The following is an 18,631-nucleotide window of genomic DNA, read 5'->3' as shown; positions in this document are numbered from 1 at the left end:
CCGGTCGGGCGGCCGGGGACGCCCGCGTGCCCCGGCCGGTACGCGCGGTTACTGCAGGCGGATCGGATTGACGATGTCGGCCGTGACCGTGAGCAGCGTGACGCCGCCGCCGATCACCACCAGGACCATCGTGATCGCGGACAGCTTCGTGTAGTCGACCGGGCCGCCCGCGGGTTTGCCGCGCAGGCCGCGCAGCCAGTCGCGGACGCGTTCGTACCAGACGATCGCGATGTGCCCGCCGTCCATCGGCAGCAGCGGCAGCAGGTTGAACACGCCGATGAAGAAGTTCAGGCTGGCCAGCAGCAGCAGGAAGACCTGCCACAGCCCGGCCTCGACCGCCTCGCCGCCGAGCCTGCTCGCGCCGACCACGCTGACCGGGGTGTCCGGGTCGCGCTCGCCGCCGAAGATCGAGTTGAAGACCGCCGGGATGCGCTTCGGGAAGGCCATCAGGCCGTCCCACGTGCGGGCGAACATGTCGCCGGTGAACGACGCCGCGCCGCCGAACGCGCCGCCCACGCTGTAGTGGATGGCCGTGGCGCGGGCGATGCCCACCGCGCCCACCGAATGGGTGCCGCCGTTCACGGCGGGCCGAGTCACCTTCGGAATGTCGACGGTAAACGTCCGCTCGGCCCCGTCGCGTTTCACCACCACCGGCACCGGACCGGAGAGCGACTGCACCTGGTTCACCATGTCGTCCCAGGTCGGAGTGGGTTTGCCCGCCACTGACAGCACCTGGTCCCCCGGGAGGATCCCGGCCTTCTTGGCTGGCGCCGGGTCGCCCGGCTTGCAGACCGGGTTGTTGGCCTGGTCGACCGTGGTGGCGTTCTGCACGCAATCGGAGACCTGGGCGGCGATCGGCTTCATGTCCACGTTCGGCAGGCCCATGGTCGCGGCCATGACGAACAGCACGATGAAGCCGAGCAGGAAGTGCGTGATGGAACCGGCCGACATCACGACGGTCCGCTTCCAGGCCTTGAACCGCCACATCGCGCGCGGGGCCTCTTCGGGGGTGACCTCGTCGAGCGCGGTCATGCCCGCGATGTCGCAGAAGCCGCCGAGCGGGATCGCCTTGAGGCCGTACTCGGTCTCGCCGCGCCGGAAGGAGAACACCGTCGGCCCGAAGCCGACGAAGTACCGGCGGACCCGCATGCCGAACATCCGGGCGGTGACCATGTGGCCCGCTTCGTGCAACGCGACCGAAACACAGATCGCGAGCGCGAAGAGCACCACGCCGATCACATAGGCAAGCACGGGCCCTGCACCTCACCCCTCAGCCGCGGCCCGCGATGCGGTGGCGGCAGGTTCGTTCGTCTTCCACGGCTCCAGGCGGTGAGACCACCCGAGAAAGTTCCGGGTTCAAGTATCCGCCGCCAGCGTGAAGCCAGTGTTGCATCGCCCGGCGCGGCCGCGCGCACCGGTCGCGCTCATCCCAGCAGCTCGGCGGCCCGCGTGCGAGCCCACTGCTCCGCGGCCAGCACGTCCGCGACGTCGCGGGGTTCGCGCCGCCATTCGCCCGCGTCGGACACCACCTGCGACACTGTGTCCACAATCGAGAGGAACTTGGCCTTGCCCGCCAGGAACGCGGCCACCGATTCCTCGTTCGCCGCGTTGTACACCGCGGGAAGGCAACCGCCCGCAGCACCCGCTTCGCGAGCCAGCTCGACAGCCGGGAACGCCTCGTTGTCGACCGGTTCGAAGGTCCAGCTCGCCGCCGTGTCCCAGGAGCACGCGGCGGCCGCGCCGGGCACGCGGTGCGGCCAGTTCAGCGCCAGCGCGATCGGCAGCCGCATGTCCGGCGGGCTGGCCTGGGCGATCGTGGAGCCGTCGGTGAAGGTGACCATCGAGTGCACGATCGACTGCGGGTGCACCGTCACGTCGATCCGCGCCGGTTCGATGCCGAACAGCAGCGACGCCTCGATCAGCTCCAGGCCCTTGTTCACCAGGGTCGCCGAGTTGATGGTGATCAGCCGTCCCATCGACCACGTCGGATGCGCCATCGCCTGCTCGACGGTGACCTCGCCGAGGTCCGCGCGCTTCCGGCCGCGGAACGGGCCGCCGGACGCGGTGAGCACGAGCCGCGCGACCTCGTTGTCCCCGCCGGAACGCAGCGCCTGCGCCATCGCCGAATGCTCGGAGTCGACCGGCACCAGCTGTCCCGGCTTGGCCGCGGCGAGCACCAGCGGTCCGCCGGCGATGAGGGATTCCTTGTTGGCCAGCGCGAGCGTCGCGCCGGTGGCCAGCGCGCGCAGCGTCGGGTCGAGGCCCTGCGAACCGGGCAGCCCGTTGAGCACGACGTCGACCGGCACCGAGTCGATCAGCTCGGCCACCGCGTCCGCACCGGCGAGGATGCGCGGGAGGCGGAACTCGCCCTTCGCGTACCCCCTGCGCTGCGCCTCGGCGTACAGGGCGAGCTGCACGTCTTCGACTGCCGTGGGCTTTGTCACGGCGATGGCCGCTACTTCGTGCGCGATCGCCTGCTCGGCGAGTGCCGCCGGATCGGAACCGCCGGCAGCGAGGCCGGCGACAGTGAACAAATGCGGGTTACGTGCGGCGACGTCGAGCGCCTGGGTCCCGATGGACCCGGTGGAGCCCAGCACGAGGACGCTTCGCGAAGTAGTCATCAGCAAGCATTATGGCCCGGGTCGTGTCCGCGCGGCGGCCAGCGGTGTGGGATCATGCGAAGGCACAACATCAGGGGAGTTTGAAGGAGTGGTCGTGGCAGGCAAGGCGGTCGAGAAGCGCCCCGAGGTCGACCCGCGCGACGAGCCGTCGGCGGAGTGGGGCTGGCACGGCTCGTTCCCGAAGGCCACCCGCATCGCCGGCTGGCTGTCCGCGGTCATCCTGCTGCTGATGATCAAGGGCAACCACGAGAACAACACCGAGAACGTGTGGCTCGTCGGGCTGGCCGCGTTCATCGTCCTGCTCCTGCTGCTCGACCTGCGCAAGAGCCGCACCGCCTGGCGCAAGTAAGCCCTGGCGCCGGCGACCCCTGATTCGCTAGTTTCCGGGCCCATGAAGCCACGCTGGGCCGCGCTCGCGGCCGCCGTCATCGCCGGTCTTTCGCTGGGCACCGCGGCCCCGGCCAGCGCTGCCCCTCCGGTGCGGCCGCCGGTAGTGCAATGCACCTTCACGCCGACGCCGGAGAACCCGGCGGCGCGTCCCGTGCTGCGCCCGCTGCCGTTCGCGCTCACCCGCGGAACGATCGACGTCACCTTCCACTACAACTACGGCCCGGTCACCGTCCGTCTCAACAGCGGCGGAGCGGCCCCGTGCGCCGTCGCGAACATGGCGAGCCTGGTGCTGCAGCACTTCTACGACCGCTCGCGGTGCTGGCGGCTGTCGAACTCCGCGCGCCTCGGCGTCCTGCAGTGCGGCGACATCTACGAGGTCGAAAAGGGCGGCCCGGGATACAAATTCCCGGACGAGGTCACCGGCGAGGAGACCTACGAGCGCGGCACTGTCGCGATGGGCAACCAGGGTCCGGGAACCAACGGGTCGGAGTTCTTCATCGTGCACTCGTTCGCGCACATTCCGGCGAACTACTCGGTGCTCGGCAAGGTGGTGCGCGGCATGGAGGTCCTGGACCGGATGGTCGCCGACGGCATCGTCCCGACCGACCCGAACGGCCCGCTCGACGGCGCGCCCAAGCATCCGGTGAAGATCCGCTCGGTCAGCTTCGGCCGGTGACGCCCGGCGCGTAAGCGCGGAGGAAAACGCCGACGCCGGACCGGACCAGCGCTTCCCAGTCCTCCCCCGGTTCGGCCGCGGCGGCGCTGCCCGCGGTGAGCTGCACGAGGTGCACCGCGGCCAGCGACGGGTCTTCCAGCTCCACGTGGCCTTCCGCGGCGAGCCTGCGGAGATGCCCGGCCAGCGCCAGCCGTACCCGGGTCGGGCCGCGCTCCTTCCACGCGGCGACCGTCTCCGGGTCGATGTGCTCCAAGTCGGCCTGGATCTGGCGCACCAGCGCCCAGTGCGGTGCGGTCTCCGGATCGCGTTTCGCCCAGCGGAGGCCGAACTCGACGAGGTCGGCCTCCAGGTCGGCGATCCGGCCGAGCAGCTTGTCCGCGACCGCGATCTGCCGCTCGGCGACCCGGTCGGAGCTGTCCAGGATCACCGCGCGGAAGAGCCCGGCCTTGTCGTCGTAGTGGTTGTAGATCGTCCGCGACGACACGCCTGCCTCGGCCGCGAGCACGTCGATGCTGGCGCGCGAGTAGCCGTCCCGCGCGAACACCCGCAGGGCGCCGTCGAGCAGAGCACGTTGTTTGTCCGTCCGCACCGGCTCAGTATGCCGAAGTACAACGGTCGTTGCAAAAACTACAACGACCGTTGTACCTTTGCGGCATGACTTCTCCGCTTCGCATCGCGGTCATCTCCGGAAGCACCCGCCCCGGCCGCCGGGCGACGCAGGTCGCCGAATGGACCCGCCGTTCCTGGACGAGCCGATGCCCGCCGCGATCGGCGGCTACCGCAACGACCACACCCAGCGCTGGGCCCGGCTCGCCGACGGCTTCGTTTTCGTGACCCCCGAGTACAACCACTCCCTGCCCGCGGCGCTCAAGAACGCCATCGACTTCCTGTTTTCCGAATGGGCGGGCAAAGCCGCCGGTTTCGTCAGCTACGGAACCAACGGCGGCACGCGCGCGGTGGAGCACCTCCGGCTGACGCTCGCCGAGGTGAAGGGCGCCTGCGTGCGCTCTCCAGTCGCGTTGGGACTGTTCACCGACTTCGCCATTCCGGACCTGGCCGAGCCCGGCACCTTCACCCCCGCCGAGCACCACGAAGGCATCCTGACGCGGATGCTGGGGGAACTTGCCGACTGGTCGACCGCGCTGCGCACCCTCCGAGCTTCGCGTTGACCGCTGTCGCCGCTCCCCTCGACCGCGCGACGTGGCGGATCTGCTGGATCATCGTGTCCGGCGCGTTCGCGAGCGGACTCGACGCGTCCGTGGTGACGATCGGCCTCGACTCGATCAGCAGCGATCTGGGCGCGGATCTCTCGGTGACCCAATGGGTCGCGAGCGGCTACCTGCTCGCGCTGGCCCTGTCGCTCCCTTTGACCGGCTGGCTCGCCCGGCGCTTCGGCGCCGGCCGGGTGTGGCTCGTCGCGCTGGCCGCGTTCACCGTCGCATCCGGCTTGTGCGCGGTCGCGCCGGACGTCGTGCTGCTCATCGTTTTCCGGTTCCTGCAAGGTTTGGCGGGCGGAGTCCTGATCCCGGCCGGGCAAACGGTTCTGGGCCACCAGGTCGGCGCGGCGCGGCTGGGCCGGGTCATGGCGACGCTCGGGATCGCGGTGAGCGTCGCGCCCGCACTCGGCCCGCTCGCCGGAGGCTTGATCCTGCACGGGCTTTCGTGGCCGTGGCTGTTCCTGATCAACCTGCCGATCGGGGCGGCCGGCCTGCTTCTCGGTCTCCGGTACGTGCCCCGCGGCTCTCGGGAGAGCACTGGCGGGATCGATTTCGCCGGCCTGGCCCTGGTCTCCGCCGGGCTGCCGTTGGTCCTGTACGTCGTCACCACGTGGGGCGCGACCGGACGGCTCGAATGGCCGATTCTGGTTCCTGGTCTCGTTGTGCTGGTTTGGTTCGTGCTGCGGTGCCGTCGGCATCCGCGTCCGCTGCTGGACTTTTCCCTGTACCGCAACCGGCTTTACCGGGCGGCGAGCCTGGCTGCCGCGTTCAACGGTGCGCTGATCTTCGGCAGCGGGATCGTCGTGACGCTGTACTTCCAGCTCGGCCGGCACCTGGATTTCGTCGGCACCGGGCTGAGTTTGCTCGGCTTCGCCGGTGCTACGGCCGCGATCGCACCGGTGACCGGGCGGGCGGTGGATCGGTACGGTGCCGCGCCGGTCGCGTTGGCGGGCGCGGTGCTGGCGGCGGTGAGCACAGTGCCGTTCGCGTTCCTGCCGGTGGACGCGCCTGGCCTGGTGGTGCAGGTTTTGCTGGCGGGGTATGGGGCTTCGGTCGCGTTGGTGAGCATGCCGATGGGGATCGCGGCGTACAAGACTGTTGAACCGTCCCGGCTTCCGGATGCTGCCGCGCAAGTGACGATCCTGCTGCGGGTGGGCGGATCGCTCGGGGGCGCGGTGTTCGCGGTGCTGATCGCCCGTCGGTTGCCGGATGTCGACGGGGCGTTCCGGGTGGGGTTCGCGGCGATCAGCGTGGGCGCGGTGGGGTCGCTGGGAACGGCATGGCTGGTGCGGAGGGCCTCGTGAGCGGCGATCCCGGTTAGAACCGCGATCGCCACTCACGACACCATGACCGCATGAACACGCCCCCGGACGGTCTTCCCGCCTACCGAGTACTCACCGGTCCCGACGACTCCGCCTTCTGCCGCCGGGTCAGCGAAGCCCTCGCGCTCGGCTATCGCCTGCACGAGGGCCCCGCCTTGACCTTCAACGGCGAGAACGTGATCGTCGCCCAAGCCGTGCTCTGGCCGGAACCCGCTACCGGTCGCTCCGGGGAGAAACCAGCTCGCTAGGCCCGCCGCCGGATTCCCCGGCCACCGCGGCCAATTCCTCGCCCACCGACTCCGACGGCTTCTTCGTGTCCTTCGTCAGCAGCGACGCCACCGCGCCGATCAGGCACACCACGATCGCGAAGCCGAACGCCACCGCGAGGCCGTCCTGGAACGGGCCCGAGATCAGGTTCGGGAAGAAGCTGCGTCCGGTCAGGAAGCTCGCCTGGTCCGCGGGCAGACTGCCCAGCTGGCCGCCCAGCAGCTGCTGGATCGGGTTGTATCCGAGGAACGCCGCGAACAGCACCGCGACCGCGGGCAGGTGCGCGACCTGATTCGCGGCGTCCGGGGCCACGCCGTGCGCGGTCAGGCCCTGCGACATCGCGATCGGCAGGTGGTCGGACAAGCCGGCGATGATCAGGCTGAAGAAGAAGCCGATCGACAGCACCATCGCCGCGTTCTGGAAGGTCGTCATCATGCCCGCGCCGGAGCCTCGCGCGTCGGCCGGAAGGCTGTTCATCACCTCGGCCCGGTTCGGCGAGGAGAACATGCCCATGCCGATGCCGTTGAGCAGCAGGATCCCGGCGAACGCCCAGTAGTCGAAGTTCACCGGCAGCAGCGTCAGCAGCAGGAAGGTGACCGCGGTGATGACCAGGCCGCCGGAGGCGAGCACGCGGCTGCCGATGCGGTCGGACAGGATGCCGGACGTCGGCGCGGCCACCAGGAAGCCGATGGTCAGCGGCAGCATGTAGATCCCGGCCCACAGCGGCGTCTGTTCGAAGGTGAAACCGTGCTGCGGCAACCAGATTCCCTGCAGCCAGATGATCAGCACGAACTGCAGCCCGCCGCGGCCGAGCGACGCGGTCAGGTTCGCCAGGTTGCCCCAGCTGAACGAGCGGATCCGGAACAGCGACAGCCGGAACAGCGGGTTGGGCACCTTCGTCTCGATCACCACGAACGCGATCAGCACCGCGACCCCGCCGATCAGGCAGGACAGCACCATCGGGCTGCCCCAGCCGGTCTGCGAAGTGCCGTACGGCTGGATTCCGTAGGTGATCCCGACCAGCACCGCGATGAGGCCGACCGCGAAGGTGATGTTGCCCCACCAGTCCATTTTCGCGTGCTGGCGGACGCCGGTGTCGTGCAGCTTGAGGTACGCCCACACCGTGCCGATGACGCCGAAGGGCACCGACACCAGGAAGATCAGGTTCCAGTTCACCGGCGCGAGCACGCCGCCGACCACGAGGCCGAGGAACGAGCCCGCGATCGCCGCGACGCCGTTCATGCCGAGCGCGAGCCCGCGCTGGTTGGCCGGGAAGGCGTCGGTGAGGATGGCCGACGAGTTCGCCATCAGGAACGCGCCGCCGACGCCCTGCACGATCCGCCAGCCGATCAGCCACAGCGCGGCCGCGTCGCCGCCGAACCAGGTGATCGCCAGCATGATCGAGGAAACGGTGAACACGGCGAAGCCGAGGTTGTACATCCTGGCCCGGCCGTACATGTCGCCGAGCCTGCCGAACGCCACCACCAGCACCGCGGTGACCACGAGGAAGCCCATGATCATCCACAGCAGGTAGCTCGTGTTCGACGGCTCCAGCGGGTTGATGCCGATGCCCTTGAAGATGTCGGGCAGCGCGATCAGCACGATGGAGGAGTTGATCGTCGCGATCAGCATCCCGAGCGTCGTGTTGGACAGCGCGATCCACTTGTACCGCGGACCGAGTTCCGCGATCGAATACGTCCTGCGCTCCGCCACTGTCGAAAACCCCTCTCCCAGCCGTTCCCTTAGCTAGGCTAAGCAAGTTGCTTGCGGTAGGCAACCAACAAAAGAAAACGACTGGGAGACAAGGGTCACAAACGGATGACTATCCTTTGTGGACTGTTTACTTTCACTCGGTCGAGTTACCGCCGCACGGGACCTCCGACAACCTTTCCCGGGTTGAGAATCCCGTGCGGGTCGAGGGCGTTCCTGACCGCGCGGTGCAGGTCGAGAACCGCTGGTCCCAGCTCTTTCTCAAGCCCTGGCCGCTTCAGCAGGCCGACGCCGTGCTCGCCGGTCACTGTCCCGCCGAGTTCGAGCGCGTCGGCGACGATGTCGTCGAACGCGGCCTGCGCGCGGCGCTGCGCGTCGTCGTCCCCGGCCGGCGTAATCAGCAGCGGATGCAGATTCCCGTCTCCGATATGCGCGATATTGGCGATTTGCGTATTGTGCCGCTGCGCCGCCAGATCGATCCGGGCGAGCATTTCCGGCACCAGATGCGTCGGCACGCAGACGTCCTCGGTGAGCACCGGGCCGAGCCGTTCGAGCGCCGGGTACGCCAGCCGCCGGGCGGCGAACAACGCGTCCGCCTCGGCCTCGTCGGTCGACTGCGCGGCCCAGGTCGCGCCCGCCTTCTCGAAGCACTCCACCATCACCGCGGCCTCGTGCCCGCCCGGCACGTCGCTGCGGCCGAGCAGCACCACGTTCGCGTCGGCGGACAAGCCCATGTTCTTCCAGGCGTCGACCGCGGCCAGGCAATGCCGGTCCACCAGCTCCAGCGCCGACGGGACGATCCCGGCCGCGCGGATCGCCGCCGCCGCCTCCCCCGCCGCGACCGTCGAGTCGAAGTAGCCCGCGACGGTCGCCTCCGGCGCGCGTTTCGCCCGCAGCCGCACGGTGATCTCGGTGATGACGCCGAGCGTTCCCTCCGAACCGACCATCAGCCCGGCGAGGTCGTACCCGGCCACGCCCTTCGCGGTCCGGCGGCCGAGCCGCACGAGTTCGCCGGTGCCGGTGACGACCTGCAGACCGAGCACGTAGTCGCGGGTCACGCCGTACTTCACGCAGCACACGCCGCCCGCGTTGGTCGCGACGTTGCCGCCGATCGTCGACCACGGCGAGCTGGCCGGGTCCGGCGGGTACCACAGCCCGTGTTCCGCACAGGCCGCACGGAGATCGTCGTTGACCACTCCCGGTTCGACGACGGCGAGCCGTTCCACCGGGTCGATCTCCTTGATCTCGGTCATCCGGTCGGTCGCCAGCACGACGCAGCCGGCCAGCGCGTTCGCGCCACCGGACAATCCGGTTCCCGCCCCGCGCGGCACCACCGGCGTGCCGTGCTTGATGCATTGGCGCACGATCGCCCGCGCTTCGTCCGCGGTGCGCGGGCGGACCAGGACCGCCGGTTCGCCGTACGGGGCCCACTCCGCCTCGTCGTGCGCGAAGCTGCGCAGCACATCGGGGTCCCGCACGATCCGGTCGTCCGGCAGGACGGTGTGCAGGTCGTCGATCAGCATGGGGGCTCCCGCGTTCTTTCCGGTCCGCTTCTCCCCGCCAGGTTAGGTCGAAATCCGGGCGGCTCGTTCGACGTATCGGCGAGAGCGAGCTTCGAGGAGGCAGCCGTGCACAGCACCGGCCCCACCGTCACCCGCCGCGGGATTTCGATGCTGCGTGCCGTCGCCGCCGGGCGCGGACGCCTGACCTGCGGCTGCGAACCGGATCTGTTCGTGGGCGGCCTGCCGTGCGGCGACCAGTTCACCGCGCACGCGCTGGCGCGCCGGTCTGCTGCGCGCGCGGGAACCGGGGCCGTTCGGGCAGCCGGTGCCCGCCGTGCTGACGCCGGCCGGGGAAGCACTGCTCGCCGCCGCCTGACCCGGCTACGCTGACCAGCGAGAAACGGGAGGGCGGAGCAGATGGCGTCCGGAGCATCCGGAACGGAGACAGCGCGGCGCAGGCGGCGCACCACAGTGGCGCTCAAGGAGTCGCTGCGGGAACTGCGCAATCAGCTGTCGCTGCTGAACCACCAGGTCGGCGGACGGCTGAAGCTCAAGGACGTCGACCTCGACTGCCTCGAACTGATCTCGACCGCCGGACCGCTGAGCCCGAGCGCGCTCGCCCGCCGCGCGGGCTTGCACCCGGCGACCGTGACCGGCATCCTCGACCGCCTGCAGCGCGGCGGATGGGTGGTGCGCGAACGCGATCCCGAAGCGGCCGACCGGCGCGCGGTCACCGTGCGGGCGGTGCCGGGACGCACCCAGGAACTGTTTCGCGTGTACGGCGGGATGAACTCGGCGATGGACGACCTGTGTGCCGGATACACCGAAGACGAACTCATGCTGATCGCCGGATTCCTGCGCCGCACCGCCGAAGCGGGCCGGGCGGCGACCGGCGAACTCTCCGCGGAATGACGGCAGGGCCTCGCCGCTTCGCCCGAGCGCGAAACGACGAGGCCCCGGTATCCGTCGGCGCGGCTCAGCCGTCGAGCGTGCCGTACACGATGATGTTGTCGAGATAGCTCTTCTTTTCGGCGTCGAACGCGCCGCCGCACGTGATCAGCCGGATCTGCGAATCGGTCGTGTTGCCATACACGGCTTCGGTGGGGAACGTCTTCTTCGCGATCTGGTCCACCTTGGTCACCGTGAACGAGGCCTTCGACCCGTCCTTGCGGCCGATGACGACCTTGTCGCCCTTCTTCATCTCGTGCAGCCGCCAGAAAATGCCCTTCTGGTGGTTGCCGTCGATGTGACCGAGGACGACCGCCGGTCCGACCTGGCCCGGTTTGGGTCCGAAGTGGTACCAGCCCGCCTGCAGCGGCTGGTCCACCGGCGGCACCTGGACAGTCTTGTCGTCGTTGAGGCCGAGCGGCACCAGCGACGAATGCGCGTCGATGCTGGGAACGTCGAGCGAGACCGGGTCCGCGACCTGCTGCGCGGCCGCCGCGGAACTCGCCGGGGCCGCGGCGGGCGGGACCTGATCCGCCGAACCGCAGCCCAGCAGGGCGAAGTTCGCGACGAAAGCCAGCAGCAGCGCGAAAAGCCCGAACCGGGAACGCGTCACCGCACGGTCACCGCGGCCAGCGTGCCGTCGCCGGTCTCCGGCGCGCCGACCGGAACGACCGTGACCTGGCCGGGGCCTTCGGCGGGCGGGGCGGGCTTGCTCGGCTGGGTGGTCGGCGGCGTGGTGGGCGGGGTGGTCGGGTTGCCCGCGACCTTGGCGCAGGTGGCCGAGGCGAGGACGATGTCGCCCTTGCCGAGCGCGCCGGTGACGGCGCCGCCGAGCAGCTTGATGTGCAGCGCGTTGACGGTGAGGCTGCCGTCGGAGTGCTTGATCTGCTCGTTGACGATCACCTGGAGCACGCCGTCGATGCCGAGCTTCTGGTTCGGCTTGGTCGACACCGGGAGCTTGCCGATCTTGCCGAGGTCGAGGCCGGCCAGCTCGGACGAGGCGGTGATGCCGTCCGGGGTGGACTTGCACTCGGAACTGATCACGCGGGCCTTGGGGGTGGAGCCGGCGAGCGGGGCGAGCACCGGGAGCGCGGCGTCGACGATCGAAGCCTTCGCCTCGACCGGGCCCTTGCTGCCGTCCTGCTTCGCCGAGCTGCTGACCGCCTTGGCCGTGACCAGGCCCTTCAGCGGCACGTTCACCACCTGCGCGGACTCCGGGCCCTCGGTCGAGGAGGGCGCGATCTTGCCGGTGTCGACGGTGATTCCCTTGTCGCCGAGCACGCCGGGCAGCAGCGAGACCGAGGCGGACGCGCCGTAGGCCGAGCCGGCGGGCGCCTCGGCGGCGAGCGCCGACGGGGCGACGGCGGTGGCGAGCAAAGCCAGCGCGGGAACAGCGACCGCGACGGTCCGTCCGCGCAGCAGGGCAGAACGCATGAATTGTCCTTCCGAACATCAAGAATGGAGCCGCCGCACGGATCCCCGAATCCACGCGTGACCGAGCACAACTGTCGGTCCCTGGCAGAGCGCGACATTATCAAGACGCCCAGGAAACGCAAAGCAAGATCCGTCGCGCACCGCGCCCGCCCGGCGGTTCCGGTGACCACAATTATCGCAATTTAACCACTAAAGAGTGATGTAACGCGGCGTTGCCGCCGCGTTTTTCTCACGCTGAGCCACCAGAACCGGGGCACCGATGGCGGATTGCCCCTCGCCCCACTCGGAGGGGTGATCCTGCGGAGGGTAGTCGTTGAACACCCTCCGCACTGTGACCGCTACCGCTCATTCCCGGCCCGCCAATTCGTCCCGCGACCGAGGGCCGTGCGGGCGGAAATTGTCCACAATGGAATCGACCGGAGCGGAACGAGCGAACGGGAAAAAGGGTACGAATTTCTTGCCCGGGGCGGTGACCAGCGGTAACGCTCAATCCGAGGCGTCGCTCCGCACCGGCCGGACCGTGTTTCGTCCGGCAGTCCTGCCGCGACGAAACACGGTCCGGCCGGTCTGGTCTTCTTTCTGCCTGTCCGGCTCACTCCTGGTCCGCGCCCGAGCTCCCGGGGTGGGCGACGCGGTCGGTACGCTCCCCCGGCGCACCAGGATCCGGCCAGAGCAAAGCCGGTTCAGCGCCGTCTTGCGGCGAGCCGGAGCCCGGCCTCCCGTCCGAGTTGTCTTGCTCTGCATCCGGAGCCCCTGGCTGTGTGCCGTCGCCCCCGCTGTCCGAAACCGGATCAGGCGTCTCGTCCCGGCCGAACTCCGCCTTGTCGTCAGGAGCTCGGACAGCCATGACGTCGCGAGGCGACCCAGCATCAGCGTCGGCACCTTCTTCGTCCCGGTGAAACCATGCCCGCGCAGCCACATTGTCTTGAGCCTGCTGAGCGTGATCGTCGTACGCCGGGGAAGGCGAGCGGCCTTGGGCCGATCCGTCCTGGGGCAGCTCCTCCTGAACCGGTCCGGACGGCGACGGGTCCGGGTCCAACGCGCCAAAGGCCTCACGGACCTGATCGGCCAGGTCTGGTTTGCCCGCCCCGGCGAAAGAGCTGGCCAGCCGTTCAGCCAGCAGATCCCGTTCGGGTGCGTCTGCGTCCAGGCCAATCCCGTTCATCAGAGCTTCGACAAGATCGACCACGCTGTCCCGTGGTGATGGGTCGGAGACCGCTGGCGTGCGCTCGGACGCGGACACGTCCTCCGGAAACGCCATCTGCCCATAGCCCAGTTCCCGACCCGTCGCCGCCCGCACGTTGTTGGCGGCCGCCGTCAGCTCGGCGAGAGTGTTGATGTCCTTCACTACATTCGCCACGTCGTTGTTCTGCTTCACCAGCCACCAGACGACCGCACTGCCGGTGTCGCTGAGAACGTCTTCTCCGAGATAACGCCGCCGGTCTTCCTCATGCTTGCGCTCGTACTCCCACACCAGCGCGTCTTTGCGCGTCTTCGCGAACAGCTCAAGCCGCTCGCGGTCGGCAGTCTCAAGATCGAGCCGCACGTCGGCAGCCGAAACCTCGACGAATCCGGATTTGTCCGGCCCTACCTTGCCTAACACGCTGTTCAGCCGATGCCGGACCTGTTCGTGGTCAAGAGGCAGTTCACCCGCCGTGATCGCCTTCGCTCGTTCCACGACTTCGTTGATCGCTACCGCACCCGGACTCGCGTGCACCGGCCCGCGCACCTCCGGGCATAACCGCCACCACACCGTCGCCGAGAACAGGAACCGGTAGTCCTCGCGCCTGCTCGGCAACGCAGTCGCGGTCACCTCCGTCCGCTCGAACCGAACCGGGGCTGGTTCCGGCACCGGCTCCGGCGCGGGCGGTTGCACAGCAGCCAGGTGCGCCGTCATGCGCCGGTCGACCTCGGACTCGTAGGCGATCCGGGCGCTGATCCGCTTGTGGACAGCTACTGGAATGATCACCAGCGGAAGCATGAGCAGAAGCCACAGCAGGGAGTCCAGTCCGATCGTGAGACCGATCGGAACACCGGCGCAGACAAGCAGTGCGATAGAGAGCGTGGCCTTGTCCGATGAAGTCATGATCGGCCTTTCTTCTCGCGGAGCGTGGTGGTATCCGAATCGACCACGCCCTGCGCTTCGTTGATCAGCTGGATGACAAGGAGCGCGAAGCGGGCACGTGACACGCGATCACCGCTCCGCGCCCAATCTCTGGCAGTCACATAGACGGTGGCGAGAGTCCGGGGATCGCCGCCCGCTCCGGCGAGCACCTCGCGAACGAGCAAGGCCGCGTCCGGAGCGTCCGCACCGGCGCATTCGCTCAGCCAGGTCCGCAGATGCTCCTGCCATTGCGGCGCGGGCAGGTTCGTCATGAGCGCGCGCCAGACCGCCTCGATGCACCTGCGCACAGTGGGATCGGACCCGAAGCGACGGCCTCGGACGTCAGTGCTCAGCACCAGCTTCGGACTGAGCACTCGCAGCGCCAGCTCTGTCTCGGATCGCCCCCGATCCGGCCGGGGAGGATGCTGCCGCAACCGCCAGGCGAGACGGCGGTAGAGCCGGAGATCGCTCGCGACCAGTTGGAGCAGCCGCTCCAGCGCATAACTGTCGACGCGGTCTCGATTTCGCTTGACCAAGTGGTTGAGCCTGGTGAGCGCCTCTTCCGGGTACTCCGCCGCCATCTCCGCCGCGCACAGATCGGCCAGCACCGCGGCAAACTGGCCCGGCAAGTCGCGCGCCCGCGCCCAAGTGTAGAACTGCTGCCGGAAGAACCGGCCGTGCCGCGAATGTGCCAGCCCCCTCGACAGGACGGTCTGCACCTGATCTGGCCAATCCCGCGCCGGCGGCCAGTTCCTGACCAGCTGCGCCAGATCGTCTTGCAGATCTGCATCAAGCAGTTGAATCGCCATCCGGTCAGCCAGCCGAAGCCGGGACGACCTGCTCAGCTCCTCCATGCCCACGAGGCTGGCGCTCCAGTCGTGGAGAACATTGTGCAATCGCGGGTACTCCCGCCAGAAGTAGGCGGCGACCGCGGCGCCGTATCCAGCTTCCCGGAACCGGATCCCGCCATGCTCGTCCGCGGGCACCGCGGTGACCTCGCCCAGGTAGCTGGACAGCGAGATACGTTCCAGCAACGGAACCTCGCTCTCCGGATGCTCCACCTGCGTCAGCAGCTTGGCCGCAGCCGCGAAGACCACCCTGCGATGCTCGCCCTCCAGCATCGCCAAGGCCAGAGCGAGCGCGCGGACCACGCCGTCCTTCTTGCCGTCGAGAAGCTTCCGCGCTTCTTCAGTCCGGTCGGCAACCGCCTGCTGTGCTTCCCTGAGCAGATCCAGCAGCCGTTGGCCGCCTCGCGCCGACGACCGCGCCCTCTCGGCAAGACGTGCCAGATTGTTCATACTCGACGAAACCAACGAAGCGCAGAAGGCCTGGTACTCCGCCGGATCGAGGTCGCCGGACAGCCCGTCCGCAGCGAGATGCCGCCGCAGCACCACCGCCGGGTCCGGCCGCCCCAGCGGAACCAGGAACTGGCGGCTCTCGTCGAATTCGAACTGCTCCTCCACCGCCCGATCGACGATAATCACCAATCTGGTCGATCTGGCTTTCGTGTGCGCCCGGAGATAGAGCGCCTTCTCCTTGAGCTTCGCGTAGTGCTCGCTCTCGACCGAGGAAAGGTCAAGGAGAAGCAGGTCTCCGTCGGCAACGCTGTCCGGGTCGAACGCGTCTTCCTCCACTTCAGTCGGCAAGACCCGGAAAAGATGACTGGAATCAGCGTAAGTGCGCAGGAGCATCTTCGCCGCGGTCCGCATCCCGGCCCCGGCCGGCCCGGAAATGAGGACCAGCCGGCACTTCTCCAGCTTGTGCTGAGCCTGCGGAAAGCCTTCCGGTGGCTCGAACCTTCGATAAAGCCAGCCCAGATCCGACTCGTGGAGCAGGCCGAACGGCCGGCGCCGGTTGTGCGGGCCGGGGGTGTCGATGTTGTTGATCTGGGTGTATTGAGTGACCGGTGAACCCACGCCTGGCCGGGGAAGCGGGCCGGGCGACTCGCGCTCGCCCGCAGTCAACGCCGCCCCTCGCCCTCCGCCGAGCCGTCGTCTTCCCTGACGTTGATGGTGCGTGCGTTGTTGAACGTGCCTGTCCCCGCATGGGTCGGACCATTGAACTGCGAACCGCCGACCACGTCGCCGTTGTACTGGTTTCCCGGGCCGCTGATGATCGTCCCGATCGACGGGTCGCGCCAAACCCCGCCTACGCCTCCGCCATGGACTTCGTTCCGCGTGGCGGATTCGCCTGTCTGCTTCGCGGGCTCAGTAAGATCTTTCAGCTCAGGGACGAAATCGAGCACATCCTGAGCGATCCGGTTCAGCNTCAGCAGGGTGTCAGGATCCCGGTGGTGGTAAACCTGGTACTGCAGATCCGCCAGCCGCTTGAGCCGCTGAGGCAACTCTTTGACCGGCAGCGGCGACTTCGCACGTTCGTCGACCACAGGGATCACCCGCACCCCGTGGTCGAATGCCATCACCAGCTCGCGGTGAATCCAGTCTTCCGGATTGTCGATCTTGCGCCGTCCGGTCCCGTCGGCGGCGGTCAGCCAGGTGGGTCCGATGACGCACAACAAGACTTTGCTGCCCCAGACGCCGTTCTCCAGCGCTTTCTGGAACACTGCGCCTGCCTGAATCGACCGATGGTCCTTGAAGATGTGTTCGTCGCCGAATCGACGGCGCAAGTCCTGGTCGATGATCGTCGCCAACTGCTCGCCGTCCCCGGTCCGGTAATTCAAAAATACTTTAGGCATGCTAAATAAACCTCCGTACACAAAGAACTCAACAAACGGGCACGCTCAGTGCGACTAGCCCAGTTGGCCGGTCAGGAGCGGATAGATGTTTCGGACCGATTTGTGTCCGTGGAAGCGGGCAAGCGTCCGCCGCAACCGACGGAGGTCCTGGGCCACGGTCGCCGAGCCGATCGCCTGCAACGGCCCCTGCAACTCGGCGGTGATTTCACAGGCTCTTTCGACCTCGTTCTGCATCGCGTACGCGAGTGCCCTTCGGACGCCGTAGCGGGCTCTCGTCCGCAGCGCATGCTCCGGCACCGTTTGGAGTTGCCGGTCGAGCACTGCGGCGGCTTCCCGAGGGCGGCCGAGATCGAGCAAACACCACCCTGCCGCCATGGCCACCGGGTCCTCGAGGTGCATGGCGCCCAGCACCGGCAGGGCGGAATCGCCGCGGTCGTCCGGTATCACCAGCAGCGAACGCGCGCGGTCGAGTACTCGCATGCACGATTCGTAGTCACCGGCCAGCGCGTGCCCTTGCGCCTCCAGCTGTGCGGCCAGGCCTTGGATTCGCGCCGGCGTCGGCCCTGCCTGTGCCTCGCGGCTCAGTGCGATCGTCTTCCCGGCATCCTCCTGGTACAGGGCGACGACGGCCTTCCGGACGAGCGCGTAGCGGGCCAGATGACGGTCTCCTCCGGATTCTGCCATGCGCACTGCCTGATCTGTCCACCACAGCGATGCCCGCTCGTCCCCGCTTTCCTGCGCCATCCAGCCCACGTACTCTGCGGAGCGGGAAGCGAGCAGGAAAAGCTCCGAGTGGTCGCTGCCGACCGCCTGCCTGGCCAGCTCGCGAAGGGTGTGCGTCTGCGCGATGACGGTGGGGATGACCGCGCCGGGGCTCGCGACCTGCCCCAGAGCCCGCATTTGGTCGAACTGCAGGCGAAACACGGACAACGCCGTTCCCCCGGCCGAACGCGCCAAAGCGGGCGCCCCCACGCTGAACCCCAGCCCGGCACCCAGCACGATCGCCTCGCGTCTCCCCATCGGACGGAACCAGCTGCCGTCCCTGCCGTCGAGATTCACCATCCAGGCCTCTCCGTCGTCAGCCTCGTCGGCCCGTTCGGTCCGGTGCTCCCCGGTTTTGACCAAGGAAGCAAGCCGGCCTCCTGCCCGCAATTCGACATCGCACCGGCGCGCGAGGTCGGGATGCGCTCGTTTCAGCCCGTTCTCGATTTTGCTCAGATAGCCCTTGCTGTAGTGCACCACGACCGCAAGATCTGCGAGCGATACTCCAGCTCCGGTGCGCCACCGCCGAAGCTCGGCACCGAACTGTGCGCGGCTATCCGCCACCGATCCCTCCCCGTTGCCTGATGCCCGTGGCGAAGGACTGGTCGAAAGCCTCCGCGCGGTGCTGGAACCGCGGCACTTCGCACAGTCCAGCACAGCGACACCCCGCTTGGGCAGACGAACTCGGCGATTTACAACGGATGGAGTCATGAATTGACAGCCGGCCAGCGCGAAACAGCACGAACTCGCGCTCACCGGCGTGGAACAGTCAGCTGCTCCGTCGTCCTCGTGCTTTCCAATCCTTTTCCGCATGTCGCGCCTCAGAGCGCCCGAAAGAGCCTCGGCTCGCGTGCGCTGAATGACATCGTCCACAGCGAAGATTTTGCAGATCACGACAGTGCGGCACGAGCGTGAAGCGAGGGTTTCCCGGTGCCTGCTCGATGGGAAACGGGAAACCCCCTAGTCGCGTCGCTTGCCCGACA

At 68.4% G+C, this 18,631-nt stretch carries 18 protein-coding genes; 7 read left to right on the top strand and 11 right to left on the bottom strand.

Translation table 11 applies throughout. From position 1 onward, the window contains the following. Positions 1-48: 48 nt before the first annotated feature. On the bottom strand, positions 49-1,251 hold the full coding sequence (locus A4R44_RS36065; RefSeq protein ID WP_067591023.1) for an RIP metalloprotease: 1,203 nt from the start codon (positions 1,249-1,251) through the stop codon (positions 49-51). Between the two features lie 173 nt (positions 1,252-1,424). After that, positions 1,425-2,621 (bottom strand): 1-deoxy-D-xylulose-5-phosphate reductoisomerase, encoded by a 1,197-nt coding sequence (dxr, locus tag A4R44_RS36060; protein ID WP_067591020.1) that lies wholly within the window; start codon positions 2,619-2,621, stop codon positions 1,425-1,427. A gap of 94 nt (positions 2,622-2,715) precedes the next feature. On the opposite strand from dxr, the gene A4R44_RS36055 reads away from it, so the two are divergent. Beyond that, positions 2,716-2,970 carry a DUF2631 domain-containing protein gene (locus A4R44_RS36055; RefSeq protein WP_067591018.1) on the top strand — a complete coding sequence of 85 codons (255 nt, stop codon included), beginning with the start codon at positions 2,716-2,718 and terminating at the stop codon, positions 2,968-2,970. A 42-nt stretch (positions 2,971-3,012) separates the two neighbouring features. Beyond that, positions 3,013-3,687: a peptidylprolyl isomerase gene (locus A4R44_RS36050; RefSeq protein ID WP_067591015.1), complete on the top strand. Its 675-nt coding sequence runs from the start codon at positions 3,013-3,015 to the stop codon at positions 3,685-3,687. Here A4R44_RS36050 and A4R44_RS36045 read toward each other — a convergent pair. Next, a complete protein-coding gene (locus A4R44_RS36045) occupies positions 3,671-4,276 on the bottom strand; it encodes a TetR/AcrR family transcriptional regulator (RefSeq protein ID WP_067591012.1) in 606 nt (201 codons plus the stop codon). The two genes, A4R44_RS36050 and A4R44_RS36045, sit on opposite strands and share 17 nt — an antisense overlap. Before the next feature lie 139 nt (positions 4,277-4,415). Here A4R44_RS36045 and A4R44_RS36040 point away from each other — a divergent pair, with 139 nt between their 5' ends. The 3 genes from A4R44_RS36040 to A4R44_RS46630 are packed head-to-tail and all read left to right on the top strand — an operon-like array spanning position 4,416 to position 6,474. Continuing rightward, a complete protein-coding gene (locus A4R44_RS36040; RefSeq protein WP_157905080.1) occupies positions 4,416-4,856 on the top strand; it encodes an NADPH-dependent FMN reductase in 441 nt (146 codons plus the stop codon). Beyond that, positions 4,853-6,208, top strand: coding sequence for a DHA2 family efflux MFS transporter permease subunit (locus A4R44_RS36035; protein ID WP_095213831.1), 1,356 nt, complete (start codon positions 4,853-4,855; stop codon positions 6,206-6,208). The genes A4R44_RS36040 and A4R44_RS36035 overlap by 4 nt, the downstream gene beginning before the upstream one ends. Positions 6,209-6,258: 50 nt before the next feature. Beyond that, a complete protein-coding gene (locus tag A4R44_RS46630) occupies positions 6,259-6,474 on the top strand; it encodes a DUF1737 domain-containing protein (RefSeq protein WP_093576962.1) in 216 nt (71 codons plus the stop codon). On the opposite strand, the gene A4R44_RS36030 is transcribed toward A4R44_RS46630, so the two are convergent. Together A4R44_RS36030 and A4R44_RS36025 are read right to left on the bottom strand one after the other, a co-directional pair. Next, entirely contained in the window at positions 6,440-8,206 is a 1,767-nt protein-coding gene (locus A4R44_RS36030; protein WP_067591009.1) for an MFS transporter, read from the bottom strand. The genes A4R44_RS46630 and A4R44_RS36030 overlap by 35 nt on opposite strands. Before the next feature lie 146 nt (positions 8,207-8,352). Then, positions 8,353-9,726, bottom strand: a complete 1,374-nt coding sequence (locus A4R44_RS36025) for an FAD-binding oxidoreductase (protein ID WP_067591006.1) — start codon at positions 9,724-9,726, stop codon at positions 8,353-8,355. A gap of 105 nt (positions 9,727-9,831) precedes the next feature. Here A4R44_RS36025 and A4R44_RS36020 point away from each other — a divergent pair, with 105 nt between their 5' ends. Both A4R44_RS36020 and A4R44_RS36015 read left to right on the top strand, forming a co-directional pair. Then, complete coding sequence (locus tag A4R44_RS36020) at positions 9,832-10,095, top strand: hypothetical protein (RefSeq protein WP_369806010.1); 264 nt, start codon at positions 9,832-9,834, stop codon at positions 10,093-10,095. Positions 10,096-10,122: 27 nt separating this feature from the next. Continuing rightward, positions 10,123-10,617: a MarR family transcriptional regulator gene (locus tag A4R44_RS36015; protein WP_067591003.1), complete on the top strand. Its 495-nt coding sequence runs from the start codon at positions 10,123-10,125 to the stop codon at positions 10,615-10,617. A 64-nt stretch (positions 10,618-10,681) separates the two neighbouring features. Here A4R44_RS36015 and A4R44_RS36010 read toward each other — a convergent pair whose 3' ends face one another. From A4R44_RS36010 to A4R44_RS35985, 6 genes are all read right to left on the bottom strand, one after another. Continuing rightward, positions 10,682-11,266, bottom strand: coding sequence for a class F sortase (locus tag A4R44_RS36010; RefSeq protein ID WP_067591000.1), 585 nt, complete (start codon positions 11,264-11,266; stop codon positions 10,682-10,684). Beyond that, positions 11,263-12,087 (bottom strand): choice-of-anchor P family protein, encoded by an 825-nt coding sequence (locus A4R44_RS36005; protein WP_067590997.1) that lies wholly within the window; start codon positions 12,085-12,087, stop codon positions 11,263-11,265. Before A4R44_RS36005 ends, A4R44_RS36010 begins: the two co-directional genes overlap by 4 nt. 592 nt (positions 12,088-12,679) lie before the next feature. Beyond that, a complete protein-coding gene (locus A4R44_RS36000) occupies positions 12,680-14,173 on the bottom strand; it encodes a hypothetical protein (protein WP_067590994.1) in 1,494 nt (497 codons plus the stop codon). Continuing rightward, positions 14,170-16,107: a hypothetical protein gene (locus tag A4R44_RS35995; protein WP_067590991.1), complete on the bottom strand. Its 1,938-nt coding sequence runs from the start codon at positions 16,105-16,107 to the stop codon at positions 14,170-14,172. Before A4R44_RS35995 ends, A4R44_RS36000 begins: the two co-directional genes overlap by 4 nt. Positions 16,108-16,151: 44 nt before the next feature. Continuing rightward, positions 16,152-16,886 (bottom strand): TIR domain-containing protein, encoded by a 735-nt coding sequence (locus A4R44_RS35990; protein ID WP_095213830.1) that lies wholly within the window; start codon positions 16,884-16,886, stop codon positions 16,152-16,154. A gap of 54 nt (positions 16,887-16,940) precedes the next feature. Further along, the gene (locus tag A4R44_RS35985) at positions 16,941-18,521 is read right to left on the bottom strand and encodes a helix-turn-helix domain-containing protein (RefSeq protein ID WP_232791931.1); all 1,581 of its coding nucleotides are present in this window, start codon (positions 18,519-18,521) and stop codon (positions 16,941-16,943) included. Positions 18,522-18,631: the final 110 nt, after the last annotated feature.

The organism is Amycolatopsis sp. M39 (assembly GCF_001651785.1).
GTDB classification, from domain to species: Bacteria; Actinomycetota; Actinomycetes; order Mycobacteriales; family Pseudonocardiaceae; genus Amycolatopsis; species Amycolatopsis rubida.
The sequence above is the reverse complement of the archived record's forward strand: the minus strand, read 5'-3'. Positions and strand labels throughout refer to the sequence as shown.

Coding starts and splice junctions, on each gene's coding strand:
- A4R44_RS36025 (WP_067591006.1), bottom strand. CDS start 9,726: ATGCTGATCGACGACCTGCACACCGTCCTGCCGGACGACCGGATCGTG.
- A4R44_RS36040 (WP_157905080.1), top strand. CDS start 4,416: ATGGACCCGCCGTTCCTGGACGAGCCGATGCCCGCCGCGATCGGCGGC.
- A4R44_RS36005 (WP_067590997.1), bottom strand. CDS start 12,087: ATGCGTTCTGCCCTGCTGCGCGGACGGACCGTCGCGGTCGCTGTTCCC.
- dxr (WP_067591020.1), bottom strand. CDS start 2,621: ATGACTACTTCGCGAAGCGTCCTCGTGCTGGGCTCCACCGGGTCCATC.
- A4R44_RS36050 (WP_067591015.1), top strand. CDS start 3,013: ATGAAGCCACGCTGGGCCGCGCTCGCGGCCGCCGTCATCGCCGGTCTT.
- A4R44_RS36000 (WP_067590994.1), bottom strand. CDS start 14,173: ATGACTTCATCGGACAAGGCCACGCTCTCTATCGCACTGCTTGTCTGC.
- A4R44_RS46630 (WP_093576962.1), top strand. CDS start 6,259: ATGAACACGCCCCCGGACGGTCTTCCCGCCTACCGAGTACTCACCGGT.
- A4R44_RS36015 (WP_067591003.1), top strand. CDS start 10,123: ATGGCGTCCGGAGCATCCGGAACGGAGACAGCGCGGCGCAGGCGGCGC.